Source organism: Hydrogenophaga sp. (genome assembly GCF_031426985.1).
Taxonomy (GTDB): Bacteria; Pseudomonadota; Gammaproteobacteria; order Burkholderiales; family Burkholderiaceae_C; genus Hydrogenophaga.
Genome location: NZ_JASJOY010000102.1, coordinates 1 through 12,313 on the forward strand (window position 1 = coordinate 1; position 12,313 = coordinate 12,313).

A 12,313-nucleotide genomic window follows, 5' to 3' on the forward strand; every position below is an offset into this window, starting at 1 on the left:
CCGGCAGCATGTTGCGGAAGGCCTGCGGCAGCACGATCAGCTGCATGGTCTGGCCATACGTCATGCCCACCGCGTAGCCCGCGTGGACCTGCCCCTTGGGCACGCTCTGGATGCCGGCGCGCATGATTTCGGAGTAGTAGGCCGCCTCGAACACCGTGAAGGTGATGATGGCCGACAGTTCCGCCCCCATGGGCTTGCCGATCATCAGCGGGATCAGCAGGAAGAACCACAGGATCACCATCACCAGCGGGATGGAGCGCAGGGTGTTGACGTAGAACGCGGCCGGCATCACCAGCCACTTCTTGCCCGACAGCCGCATGAGCGCGAGCACCGTGCCCAGCGCGATGCCGCCGATCATGGCCACCAGCGTGAGCTGCACCGAGAAGACCAGGCCCTTGAGCACGAAGCCCGTGAGCACGTCCCAGTTCAGGAAGGAAAAGTCGAGATTCATGTCGGTTCTCCATCACGCCGGAGCGAGACACACGGCGTGTGCACAGATCCAGCCAGGGGCACCGCCGGGCCGGCTTTGCCGGACGGCTGGTGCCGCCCCCTTGAGGGGGTAGCGCGAAGCGCTGCGGGGGTGTTCATGTCAGTGCCCTCCGATCATGCCGGGCACCTGCACCCGGTGTTCGATGAACAGCGCGATGCGGTTGATGACGAAGGCGGAGATGAAGTACAGGCCCGTGACGGCCAGGTAGACCTCGATGCCGCGCGAGGTCTCTTCCTGCGCCTGCATCGCGAACATGGTCAGTTCGGCGATGGACACGGCAAAGGCCACCGAGGAGTTCTTGATGATGTTCATGCTCTCGCTGGTCAGCGGCGGGATGACGATGCGAAAGGCCATCGGCAGCAGCACGTAGCGGTAGGTCTGCGGCAGCGTCAGGCCCATGGCCAGACCGGCGTAGCGCTGGCCCTTGGGCAGGCTCTGGATGCCTGCGCGCACCTGCTCGGCGATGCGCGCCGAGGTGAAGAAGCCCAGCGCAAACACCACCAGGATGAAGCTGGGGAAGTCCTTGAGCGCCGGGATCAGCGACGGCAGCACGTGGTACCAGAGGAACACCTGCACCAGCAGTGGGATGTTGCGGAACAGCTCGGTCCAGACATTGCCGATGGCCACCAGCGCCTTGCTGGGCGTGGTGCGGAAGATGCCCATGATCGAACCGACCACGAGCGCGACCACCAGCGCCAGCAGGGCGACGGACAGGGTCCAGCCCCAGGCCGAGAGCAGCCAGTCCAGGTAGGTGATGTCGCCGCCCTTGCCGAAACAGCTGGGCCGGACCTCACCGTCGATGGTGTCCTTGCAGAACACCTGCCAATCCCATGTGCTCATGGTGAATTCCTTGTTCTAGAGAAAGCGACCCGTGCGGTGGCGCAACGTGGGGGCCCGACGGGCCAGCCGCCGGGCCGCCCCAAGGCAGGCCCGGCCCCCCTGGGGGGCAGCGACCCGCGCAGCGGTGGAGCGCGGGGGCCGACGGGCCAGCCGCCGGGCCGCCCCAAGGCAGGCCCAGCCCCCTCGGGGGGCAGCGACCCGCGCAGCGGCGGAGCGTGGGGGCCTTACTTCTTGGCTGCGTAGTCTTCCATCGGCTTGTCGTTCGGGTTGGCCCAGGCGGACTTGGTGGCTTCCGACAGCGGCAGGCCGACCTTGGCGTTGGCCGGCGGGATCGGCTGCATGAACCACTTGTCGTACAGCTTGGCCAGCGAGCCGTTCTTGATCTGGCCCTTGATGGAGTCGTCCACGGCCTTCTTGAAGGCGGTGTCGTCCTTGCGCAGCATGCAGGCGATGGGTTCGACCGACAGCACCTCGCCGACGATCTTGTAGTCGGCCGGGTTCTTGGACTTGGCGATGTTGGCGGCCAGGATGGAGCCGTCCATCACGAAGGCGTCGGCGCGGCCCGATTCGAGCAGCAGGAAGCTGTCGGCGTGGTCCTTGCCGAACACTTCCTCGAAGTTCACGCTGGCGGCGCGCTCGTGCTTGCGCAAAGTCTGGACCGAGGTGGTGCCGGTGGTGGTGGCGACCTTCTTGCCGGCCAGCTGGGCGATGGAGCTGATGCCCGAGTTGGCCTTGACGGCGATGCGCACTTCTTCCACGTAGGTCGTCATGGCGAAGGACACGTCCTTCTGGCGGGTGGCGTTGTTGGTGGTGGAGCCGCACTCCAGGTCCACGGTGCCGTTTTGCACCAGCGGGATGCGGTTCTGCGAGGTCACGGGCTGGTACTTCACTTCCAGCGCGTTCATGCCCAGCTGCTTGCGGATGTCGGCGATCACGCGCTCGGCCATCTCGGTGTGGAAGCCCACGAACTTGCCGTTGCCGATGGTGTAGGACAGGCCGGAGGACTCGCGCACCCCCAGGGTGATGCTGCCGCTGTCCTTGATTTTCTTGAGTGTGTCGGCGGTCTGCGCGACAGCGGCGGAAGCGGCCAGCACGGCGGCAAAAGCAATCAGGGTTTTCTTCATGGTGACTCCTTCGAGTGGGTTGGAAAAACGGTGACGAGGCATTCAGCCCAGCGGCTGGTCGTTGGGTGAGCGGTACAGCTCCAGCAGCGCCTCGGGCGCCGGCCAGTTCAGGTTGATCCCTCTGGGCGGGATCGGCGACTGGAACCAGCGCCGGAAAATCTTGAGCGCCTCGCCCGACTGCATCAACTCGGTCAGGCTGCGGTCCACCAGGGCCTTGAAGCGGGGGTCGTCCTTGCGCAGCATGCAGGCGTAGACCTCGGCCGCCATCGGCTGGCCGACCACGCGCCAGTCGTCGGGGCGGCCGGCCTTGGCGCGCAGGCCGTAGAGCATGGCTTCGTCCATCAGGAAGGCGGCGGCGCGGCCGTCCTGCACGCTGTTGAAGCCGTCGCCGTGGTCCTTGACCTTGAGGATGTCGAAGCGGGTGCCGGTGGCCTCGGCGTGCAGCAGCAACGAACGCTCGCTGGTGGTGCCGGCGGTCACCGCCACGCGGCGGCCCTGGAGGTCGGACAGTTCCTGGATGCCCGAGCCGTGCCGGGTGAGCAGGCGCGAGCTGGTCAGGAAGATGGACACCGAGAACGCGGCCTGGCGCGCGCGCTCGCGGTTGTGGGTGGTGGAGCCGCACTCCAGATCGACCGAGCCGTTCTGCACCAGCGGGATGCGGTTCTGCGACGTGACCGGCACCAGCTTGACCGCCAGCGCGGGCAGCTTCAGCTCCTTGCGGATGCGCTCGACCACGGCCAGCATCAGGTCGTGCGAGTAGCCGACCACCTGGCGTTTGTTGTCGTAGTAGGAAAACGGCACCGAGGATTCGCGGTGCCCCAGTTTGATGGTGGCCGTGCGCGAAATCTTCTCCAGCGTCGGCAGGCCCGACTCGGCCCGGGCGGCGAACGCCAGGGGCAGCAACAGCAGGAAGGGGAGCAGGCGGAGGGGTTTCATGGGCACAGTGTGCCGCCCATGGCGCAAGGGGCGTGCCAGTCGGTGTTAACCCGTAGACAACACCCCTGCGGGCCGGTTTTTCCCCCGAAAACCGGCGTTCAGGCCCGGCCTGCGAACGGAAATCCGACCGCCGCCGACGGCCACCGAACGGAAACCCGACCCCGCTCGGGCCCGCCGGGTCCGTTCACCCCTGCTCAGGAGGCCCAGTGGGCTTTGAAGTCCTGCGCGTACTGCGCCAGGCGGATCGGCGCCTGGCCGGTGATGCGCTGCACGGTGTCGGTGATGCGCTCCGAGTAGCCCGCCTTGAAGGCGCCCAGGATCACCAGCAAGAACTCGGCGTAGTCCGCCGGCAGCCCCGCGCCCAGCAGGCCCTGGCGCATCGCATCCTCTGGGATGTCGGTGTAGCCGATGGTCCGGCCCGACGCCTGGGACAGGATGGCCGCCACCTGCGTGTGGTCCAGCGCCTCGCTGCCGGTCAGGTCGTGCTCAGCGTTGACGAAATCGTCCGATGACAGCAGCTTGGCCGCCACGGCGGCGATGTCGCGCGTATCGATGAAACTGCCCTTGGCGCCACCCACCGGCAGCAGGATCTGGCCCTGGGTCTGGATTCCGTGCAGCCAGAAGGTGTGGAAGTTCTGCATGAACCAGTTGGGGCGGATCACGTTCCAGGCCAGGCCCGAACGCTCCAGGTGCCGCTCGGCGCGGCGCAGCGGGATGTTGTCGTCGGCGTTGGCGCCCATGGCGGACAGCAGCAGCACCTTGCGCACACCGGCGGCCTTGGCGGCGTCGATGGCGGGGATCAGCAGCTCGTGCTGGTTGGCGAAGCCGGGCGGCGCCATCAGGAACAGCTGGTCGGCGCCGGCCAGCGCCGCCGCCAGGCCTTCGCCGGTGGCCAGGTTGACGCTGACTTCGCCGGCCAACGACGGCGTGCGGCTGGTGGCGCGGCGCACGGTCTGGCCCTGGGCGGACAGCAGGTCAACGAGGGTGGAACCGATCTGGCCGCTGGCGCCGGTCACGAGGGTGGTGGTCATCTGAAAACTCCTGTGTGTGTTGGAAGGGCTCCAGTGTCTTTCGCGGTGACACGAACGTGAATGCATGAAATTCCACCATTCATGTCTGATCGTCCATAAAATCCCGCACCATGGACATACTCTCCGACATCCTCCATGTCGCCGGCTTGCGGCGCCGCCTGCTGGATCTGCACGCGCTCACGCCCGAGGCGGCGCTGCGCTTTCCCTGCGACCGCAGCTTTGGCCTGCACGCGGTCACGCGCGGCCGCGCCTTCGTGCACGCGCCCAACCTGGACGAGCCGCTGGAGCTGCAAGCCGGCGACCTGGTGCTGATGGCGCGCGGCTGCGTGCACCTGCTCTCGCTCGACCGCACACCGCCTGCCCGCAGCACCACCGTGCCGATCGCGACCTTCGTGGGCGGTGGTCTGGCGGACGGAGCGCCGGCCGCCGTGAGCGGCGCGAATGCCACGTCATCCCCCCCGGCCGCCGCCCAGGTCATCAGCGCCGCCTACCAGCTCTGGCACGCCCCGCTGCACCCCTTCCTGCGCAGCCTGCCGCCGTGGTTCGTGGTGCGCGGCGACGAACTGCCCCCGCTCTCGACCCTGCCCCTGACCCTCGGCCTGCTCGACCGCGAGCTGGGCGGCGAAGGACTGGGCGCCACCTCGGCCACCCACGGCCTGCTCGACGCGTTGTTCGCCTTTGCCCTGCGCGAGATCGCCGAACGCGAGAACCCCGGTGCGCCGGGCTGGCAGCACGCCATCGCCGACCGCCCGATCCGCCAGGTGCTCACGCTCATGCACGGCAACCTGGGCCACGGCTGGACGCTGGAAGCACTGAGCCAGCAGGCCGGCCTGTCGCGCTCGGCGCTGGCCGAACGCTTTCGCAGCGCGCTGGGCGACACGCCGCTGAACCACCTGCGCACCCTGCGCATGCAGAAGGCCATGCAGTTGCTGGCCGACACCCGGCAGCCGCTGGAACAGATCGCGCAGACCGTGGGCTACCAGGACGCCTTCGGTTTTTCCAAGGTCTTCAAGCGCACCACCGGCCAGTCGCCACGCCAGTTCCGCGAGCAGGACGCCGCCGACCGCCAGACCCCGTACCGGTTCCAGGAGGCTTCCTGAAGGCATCGGCAGATGCGTGGGGGCCCATGAGAAGCCTGGACACGGGTAGGGGTACAGTGTCGGCCTCCGCGCTGCTGAGCGCCCGACACCCCACGCACCATGACCCTGCCCGCCTGCCCGAAATGCCAGTCCGCCTTCACCTACGAAGACGGTGATCTCTACATCTGCCCCGAATGCGCCCACGAATGGGGCAAGACCGCTTCGGCCGAGGCCACCGAAGACGTGAAGGTCTGGAAGGATGCGTTCGGCAACGTCCTGGCCGACGGTGACAGCGTGACCCTGGTCAAGGACCTCAAGCTCAAGGGCTCGTCGGCCGTCATCAAGGTCGGCACCAAGGTCAAGAACATCCGCCTGGTTGAGGGCGACCACGACATCGACTGCAAGATCGAGGGCTTTGGCGCGATGCAGCTCAAGTCCGAGTTCGTGAAGAAGAGCTGAGCACCGCTCCTGCATGGGCAAGATCGTCGTCTACTGCCAGCCCGGCGCCAAGCAGACGCAGTGCGTCGGCCTGCACGACGGCAAGCCCAAGATCCAGCTCAAGGCGCCGCCGGTCGACGGCGCGGCCAACAAGGCGCTGATCGGTTTTCTGTCGGACGTCCTGGGCGTGCCCAAGTCGACCATCACCATCGAACTCGGCGCCTCGGGCCGCACCAAGCGGGTCGAGGTCGCGGGCCGCAGCGACGAGCAACTGACCCGCGCGCTGCTGGGGCAGCCAGACGCCTGAAGCGACCCGCGCCAGCGGCGGAGCCGCGAAACAGCGCCGCAGGCGATGGAGCGCAAGGGGGCCATGAATTCAGCGCCGGGCCGCCCCAAGCTGAATTCGCGCCCCCTCGGGGGGCAGCGACCCGCGCCAGCGGCGGAGCGTGGGGGCCGTATTCAGTCTGGCCGGATCTTGGTTTTCGCCACCACCTCGCGGTACACCTTGAGTTCGGCCTCGACCTGCTGGGCGAACTGCTCGGGCGTGTTCGCCACCACCAGCGAACCGGTGTCCTCGATGCGTTTGCGCGTGGCCGGGTCCTCCAGCACCTTGCGCACGGCGGCGTTGATCTTGTCGACGGTCTCGCGCGGCAGGCCTTTGGGGCCATGGATGCCGTAGAAGGCCATGCGGTTGACCACCGCCACACCCGCTTCCTTGAACGTGGGCACGTCCGGCAGCTCTTTCAGCCGCTGCGGCGCCGCCACCATCACCGGGATCAGCCGCTTGTCCTTGATGAAAGGCAGCGCCGACGGCAGGTTGTCGAACATCACCGGCACCTGGCCGCCCACGGTGTCGTTGAGGGCCGGGCCCGAACCGCGGTAGGGAATGTGGGTGATGAAGGTGCCGGTGGTGATCTTGTACAGCTCCATCAGCACGTTGCCGATGCTCCCGCTGCCGGCCGTGGCGTAGGAATACTGGCCGGGCGCCTTCTTGACGGTGTCCAGGAAGCTCTTGGCGTTGGTGCCCGGAAAGCGCGGATGCACCAGCAGCACGTTCGGCGTCGCCGCGATGTTGATGATGGGCGTGAAGTCGGTGACGGGGTTGTAGCTCACCTGCGGGTTGATGGCCGGGCTGGCCGCCACGGTGGACACCGTGGCCATGCCCAGCACGTAACCGTCCGGCGTGGCGCGGGCGATCTCGGTCGCGCCGATGACGCCGCCGGCACCGGCGCGGTTGTCCACGATCACGGGCTGGCCCAGGGCCCGGCCCAGGGGGTCGGCGATCACGCGGGCGACGATGTCGGTGGTGCCCCCGGGCGCAAACGGCACGATCAGGCGGATGGGCTTGGTCGGATAGGTCTGCGACCAGGCGGAACTGGCGGCCACGGCGACCAGCGCCATCGTCAAAAGGGGTCGGACAGGCTTCATGGTGTCTCCTCGGATGGGGTTGGGAAAGCGGAGCGGGGAACGGGGAAAGCGGGACGGGGCATCACGCGCCCAGGGGGCGCAGAAAGCCGGTGTTGAGTTCGGCCGGGCTCTCGACCCCCAGCATCGCCAGGTTGCGGTCCACCTCCGCTTGCAGCAGCTCGATGGCATGGCTCACACCGGGCCGGGCGGCGACGGCCGCGGCGAAGTTGAAGGGCCGGCCGACGAAGACGAAGCGCGCGCCCAGGGCCAGCGCCTTGAGCACATCGCTGCCGCGCCGGACGCCGCCGTCGACCATCACCGGCAGATCGCCCACCGCCTGCACGATCTCCGGCAGCACCCGCAGCGGCGAGACCGCGCCGTCGAGCTGGCGCCCGCCGTGGTTGGAGACGATCACGCCATCGGCGCCGATGGCGCGCGCCTGCAGCGCGTCCTGCGCGCTCAGGATGCCCTTGATCACCAGGTGGCCGGGCCAGCGCTGGCGGATGCGCTCGATGTGCCCCCAGTCCAGGTGCTCGCGCCGCGAAAAGTCGCGCTCGACGTGGCGCGACACCACGGGCGCGCCCCGCTCGGCGAACGAGTTCTCGAAGTGCGGCATGCCGTTGGCCAGGGTGCGCAGAAAGGTGCCCAGCAGCCAGCGGGGGTGGGACAGGCCATCCCAGGCCAGCCCGAGGCTGGGCCGCAGCGGGGTCGAGAAGCCGGTGCGGATGTTGTTCTCCCGGTTGCCCGCCACCGGGATGTCGACCGTGACCACCAGGGTCTCGACGCCGGCGGCCCTCACCCGGTCCACCAGCGCGTCGATGCGCGCCTGTTCCCCCGGCAGGTAGGCCTGGAACCAGCTGTGCGGCGCGGCGCGGACCAGCGCTTCCAGCGGCGTCAGCGCGGTGCCGCTGATCACGAACGGGATGTTGGCCTGCGCGGCCGCCTGCGCCAGCACCCGGTCGCCCTGGTAGGCCGACAACGCGGCCAGGCCCATGGGCGCAATGCCAAAGGGGCTGGCCCACGTGCGGCCCAACAGGCGCGTGGCCTGGCTGCGTTCGGCCACGTTGCGCAGCACGCGGGTCACGAAGCCCCAGTGCTCGAACGCCTGGCAGTTGTCGCGCCAGCTCTGCCGGGTCTCGGACGCGCCGGCCACATAACCATAAATGCAGCGCGGCAGCCGGGCGCGGGCCAGGGGCTCGAAATCCTCCAGCGCCAGCACCTTGCCCAGCACGCCTTTGGTGGAGGTGCCGTTGAACGCCTTCCAGGCGTGGCTGACGGGCGCGGCGACCGGCTGGGCGGCGGAAGAAGCAAGGGTGTGCTGGTTCATGGCCGCGAATGTAGGGCGCCGACATGAACCAAAAAAGCGAATAATTCGTGAATTCGATGTTCGCTTTTTTGATCACATGACCCTCAAACAACTGGAGGCCTTCTACTGGGCCGCGACCTGCGCCAGCTTCGCCGCCGCGGCCGAGCGCGTGCACCTGACGGTCTCGTCGCTGTCCAAGCGGCTGGCCGAACTGGAAGCCTCGCTCGGTCAGGACCTGTTCGACCGGCGCGGCCACCGCGCCGTGCTGACCCCGGCGGGCGAGCGGCTCTTGCCACAGGCGGTCGCGCTGCTGCACCACGCCAGCGAGGTCCGCCAGTCGGCCACCCGCGAAGGCGTCGGCCTGAGTGGTCAGTGCCGCATCGGCAGCGGTGAACTCGCCTCCATCACCTGGCTGCCCCAGTGGGTGCAGACGCTGCGCGCCGAGCACCCGGGCCTGACGATGCACCTGGTGGTCGACATCGGCGAGGCGCTGGCCGACCGGCTGGAAAAGGGCGAGCTGGACCTGGCCGTCATCGCCGGGCACGCGCGGCGGGCCAAGCTGCGTTCGGTGCCCCTGGCCAGCGCCAGCTTCGCGCTCTGCGCCTCACCCGCCCTGGCCCGGCACATCAAAACGCTGAACGCCGACACCATCGCGCAGCAGACCCTGGTCTGTCTGCCGCGCGGCTCGGGCGTGACCCACATCCTGGACGACTGGCTGGCCCGCATGGGGGGCCAGCCGCGCGAGCGCCTGGTCTGCAACCAGTGGGGCGCAGCGGCGGGTCTGGTGGCCGCCGGCGCGGGCATCGGCCTGCTGCCCATGGGCCTGGCCAAGGCGCTGGTTCAACGCCAGCAGCTGCGTGTGCTCCGCAGCCCGCAGGCGCTCAGAAGCCTGGAATACGGCCTGCACTTCCGCGACGAGGACCCCCGCCCCCTGCTGGCGGAGCTGATCCGTTCGGGCCGGGCGGCGGTCAACTTCGACGCGCCCGGGCCGTTTTCCTGAGCGGCGGGGCCGCCTCACCCGGCGCTGGCGCCGCGTTCAGCCGCGCACCGGCTTGAAGGCGGTGCGGCCCGGCCGCCCCGGCAGCGAGAGTTGCGCCTCGGTCGGCGCGGTCTGCGCCAGCCGCTGCCCTTTGCGCCAGACCTGCAACCGCGTCGCGCGCAGGCGGATCGCCTCCACCGGATCGCGTGCCTGCAGCAGCACGAAGCTCGCGTCCTGGCCGGCCGCGATGCCGTAACCCCCCAGCCCCATCACCTGCGCGGCGTTGACCGTCACCGCGTCGAAGCACTGGCGCATGCCGGCCTGGCTGGTCATCTGCGCCACGTGCAGGCCCATGTGGGCCACCTCCAGCATGTCGCCGCTGCCCAGGCTGTACCAGGGATCCATCACGCAGTCGTGGCCGAAGGCGACCGTGACGCCCGCAGCCATCAGCTCGGGCACGCGCGTCATGCCACGGCGTTTCGGATACGTGTCGTGGCGACCCTGCAGGGTGATGTTGATCAGCGGGTTGGCGACCGCGCTCACGCCGCTTTCCGCGATCAGCGGGATCAGCTTGCTCACGTAGTAGTTGTCCATGCTGTGCATGGAGGTCAGGTGCGAGCCATTGACGCGGCCCTGCAGGCCCAGGCGCTGCGTTTCAAACGCCAGCGTCTCGATGTGGCGGCTCAGCGGGTCGTCGCTTTCGTCGCAGTGCATGTCCACCGGCAGGCCACGTTCGGCCGCGAGTTCGCACAGCAGCTTCACACTGGCCGCGCCTTCGCTCATGGTGCGTTCAAAGTGGGGGATGCCGCCCACCACGTCCACGCCCAGGTCGAGCGCGCGCTTCAGGTTGTCGAGTCCGCCGGGCGAGCGCAACACGCCGTCCTGCGGGAAGGCGACCAGTTGCAGGTCCAGGTAGGGCGCGACGCGACGCCGCACCTCCAGCATCGCGCGCACCGGCCGCAGGCTGGGGTCGCTGGTGTCGACGTGGCTGCGGATGGCCAGCAGGCCCTTGGCCACGGCCCAGTCGCAGTAGGCCAGCGCGCGGTCGACCAGCGCCTCTTCGGTCAGCAGCGGTTTGAGCTCGCCCCACAGCGCGATGCCTTCGAGCAGGGTGCCGCTCTGGTTCACACGCGGCAGGCCATAACTCAGCGTCGCGTCCATGTGGAAGTGCGGGTCGCAGAACGGCGGGCTCAGCAGCTGGCCGGCGGCGTCCACGGTCTCGTGCGCCGGCGCCTGCAGGCCCTCGGCCACCTCGACGATGCGGCCGGCCTGCACGGCCACGGACACATCGGTGCGCCCGTCGGGCAGGTTGGCGTGGGTGATCAGCAGATCCAGCACGGCGCCCCCTTCAGGCCGCCTGGCGGCGGACGCTGGCCAGCAACAGCGCCAGCAGGCCCATGCCCACCGCGCAGCCGCGGTGCAGCCAGCGCAGGCCGTCGCCCGAGAGCCAGCGCACCGCCTGCCGCCCGGCCAGGGCATAGGCCACCATCACCAGCGCGTCGATGGCGACGAACAGCGCCCCGAGCAGCGCGTACTGCGGCACCATCGCCTGCGCCGGGTCCACGAACTGCGGCAGGAAGGCCGCGAAGAACAGCAGCGACTTGGGGTTGGACAGGGCCACCAGCAGGCTGCGCACGAAGGCCGCGCGGCCCTGCATCTGCTGCCCCGGCACCTGGGCCAGCGCTGCCCGCACGTCCTGCGGCGGGCTGCGCCAGAGCTGCACCGCCAGCCACAGCAGGTAGAGCACCCCCACCGCACGCACGGCTTCGAACAGCCAGGCCGACGACGCCAGCAGCGCCCCCAGCCCCACCGCGACGACGCTGATCACGATCACGCTGCCCAGGTTGGCGCCGGCCATGCCCCAGGCCGCGCGCCGCAGGCCTCCGCCCATGCCGTTGGACAGGGCCAGCAGCATGGTGGGGCCGGGAATCACCGCCAGCGCGAGCGAGGCGGTGGCGAACATCAGCAGGGTCTGCAGGCTGGGCATGGACGGACTCCTTTCAGGTCAGGGCGCCAGCATACGCGGCGCTCACTGTGTGCCGAAGATGCGGTCGCCCGCGTCGCCCAGGCCGGGCAGGATGTAGCCGTGCTCGTTGAGCTGGCGGTCGATGGCCGCGGTGTAGATGAGCACATCGGGGTGGGCCTTCTGCAGCGCGGCCAGGCCCTCGGGACAGGTCAGCAGGCAGACGAACTTGATCGACTTGGGGCGGCATTCCTTGAGCCGGTCGATGGCCGCGATGGCCGAATGCCCGGTGGCCAGCATCGGGTCGACCACGATGGCGTCGCGCCCGTGCATGTCGGGCGGCATCTTGAAGTAGTACTCCACCGCCGTCAGCGTCTTGGGGTCGCGGTAGAGGCCGATGTGGCCCACGCGCGCGCTGGGCACCACGCTGAGCATGCCGTCCAGGATGCCGTTGCCCGCGCGCAGGATGGAGACGAAGACCAGCTTCTTGCCATCGATGACCTGGCCGGTCATGGTCTCCAGCGGCGTTTGCACCACCAGGTCCTGCGTGGGCATGTCGCGCGTGACCTCGTAGGTCATGAGCAGGGACAGTTCGTTGAGCAGTCGGCGAAAGCTGTTGGTGCTCGCGTCCTGGCTGCGCATGAGGGTCAGCTTGTGCTGCACCAGCGGGTGGTTCACGACGTGGACGTTGCTCATGGTGTGTGTCCTTGTGTTGCAGTG

Annotated in this window: 14 protein-coding genes; 4 read left to right on the plus strand and 10 right to left on the minus strand. The window is 68.9% G+C overall.

The genetic code is table 11. The features are described 5' to 3' along the window. From RMP09_RS13200 to RMP09_RS13220, 5 genes are all read right to left on the minus strand, one after another. Nucleotides 1-451 (minus strand): amino acid ABC transporter permease (locus RMP09_RS13200; protein WP_310566438.1); only part of this gene is annotated, 451 nt, incomplete at its 3' end. Nucleotides 452-589: 138 nt separating this feature from the next. Continuing rightward, nucleotides 590-1,330, minus strand: coding sequence for an amino acid ABC transporter permease (locus tag RMP09_RS13205; protein ID WP_310566439.1), 741 nt, complete (start codon nucleotides 1,328-1,330; stop codon nucleotides 590-592). 224 nt (nucleotides 1,331-1,554) lie between these two features. Then, nucleotides 1,555-2,454 (minus strand): amino acid ABC transporter substrate-binding protein, encoded by a 900-nt coding sequence (locus RMP09_RS13210; protein WP_310566440.1) that lies wholly within the window; start codon nucleotides 2,452-2,454, stop codon nucleotides 1,555-1,557. Nucleotides 2,455-2,496: 42 nt separating this feature from the next. After that, complete coding sequence (locus tag RMP09_RS13215) at nucleotides 2,497-3,390, minus strand: transporter substrate-binding domain-containing protein (RefSeq protein ID WP_310566441.1); 894 nt, start codon at nucleotides 3,388-3,390, stop codon at nucleotides 2,497-2,499. Nucleotides 3,391-3,584: 194 nt separating this feature from the next. Further along, entirely contained in the window at nucleotides 3,585-4,421 is an 837-nt protein-coding gene (locus RMP09_RS13220; RefSeq protein ID WP_310566442.1) for an SDR family oxidoreductase, read from the minus strand. Between the two features lie 110 nt (nucleotides 4,422-4,531). On the opposite strand from RMP09_RS13220, the gene RMP09_RS13225 reads away from it, so the two are divergent. The 3 genes from RMP09_RS13225 to RMP09_RS13235 all read left to right on the plus strand — a co-directional run bounded on the left by RMP09_RS13225 (nucleotide 4,532) and on the right by RMP09_RS13235 (nucleotide 6,245). Then, entirely contained in the window at nucleotides 4,532-5,521 is a 990-nt protein-coding gene (locus tag RMP09_RS13225) for an AraC family transcriptional regulator (protein ID WP_310566443.1), read from the plus strand. A 99-nt stretch (nucleotides 5,522-5,620) separates the two neighbouring features. Continuing rightward, the gene (locus RMP09_RS13230) at nucleotides 5,621-5,959 is read left to right on the plus strand and encodes a zinc ribbon domain-containing protein YjdM (protein WP_310566444.1); all 339 of its coding nucleotides are present in this window, start codon (nucleotides 5,621-5,623) and stop codon (nucleotides 5,957-5,959) included. A gap of 13 nt (nucleotides 5,960-5,972) precedes the next feature. After that, complete coding sequence (locus tag RMP09_RS13235) at nucleotides 5,973-6,245, plus strand: DUF167 domain-containing protein (RefSeq protein WP_310566445.1); 273 nt, start codon at nucleotides 5,973-5,975, stop codon at nucleotides 6,243-6,245. A gap of 152 nt (nucleotides 6,246-6,397) precedes the next feature. On the opposite strand, the gene RMP09_RS13240 is transcribed toward RMP09_RS13235, so the two are convergent. Further along, complete coding sequence (locus RMP09_RS13240) at nucleotides 6,398-7,366, minus strand: tripartite tricarboxylate transporter substrate binding protein BugE (RefSeq protein ID WP_310566446.1); 969 nt, start codon at nucleotides 7,364-7,366, stop codon at nucleotides 6,398-6,400. 61 nt (nucleotides 7,367-7,427) lie between these two features. Then, a complete protein-coding gene (locus RMP09_RS13245) occupies nucleotides 7,428-8,672 on the minus strand; it encodes an alpha-hydroxy acid oxidase (RefSeq protein WP_310566447.1) in 1,245 nt (414 codons plus the stop codon). 76 nt (nucleotides 8,673-8,748) lie between these two features. Here RMP09_RS13245 and RMP09_RS13250 point away from each other — a divergent pair, with 76 nt between their 5' ends. Then, nucleotides 8,749-9,651, plus strand: coding sequence for a LysR family transcriptional regulator (locus RMP09_RS13250; protein ID WP_310566448.1), 903 nt, complete (start codon nucleotides 8,749-8,751; stop codon nucleotides 9,649-9,651). 36 nt (nucleotides 9,652-9,687) lie between these two features. Here RMP09_RS13250 and RMP09_RS13255 read toward each other — a convergent pair whose 3' ends face one another. The 3 genes from RMP09_RS13255 to upp are packed head-to-tail and all read right to left on the minus strand — an operon-like array spanning nucleotide 9,688 to nucleotide 12,289. Next, complete coding sequence (locus tag RMP09_RS13255) at nucleotides 9,688-10,968, minus strand: amidohydrolase family protein (protein ID WP_310566449.1); 1,281 nt, start codon at nucleotides 10,966-10,968, stop codon at nucleotides 9,688-9,690. A 10-nt stretch (nucleotides 10,969-10,978) separates the two neighbouring features. Next, entirely contained in the window at nucleotides 10,979-11,617 is a 639-nt protein-coding gene (locus RMP09_RS13260; RefSeq protein ID WP_310566450.1) for a LysE family translocator, read from the minus strand. A 42-nt stretch (nucleotides 11,618-11,659) separates the two neighbouring features. Further along, on the minus strand, nucleotides 11,660-12,289 hold the full coding sequence (gene upp, locus RMP09_RS13265) for a uracil phosphoribosyltransferase (RefSeq protein WP_310566451.1): 630 nt from the start codon (nucleotides 12,287-12,289) through the stop codon (nucleotides 11,660-11,662). Between the last annotated feature and the right edge of the window lie 24 nt (nucleotides 12,290-12,313).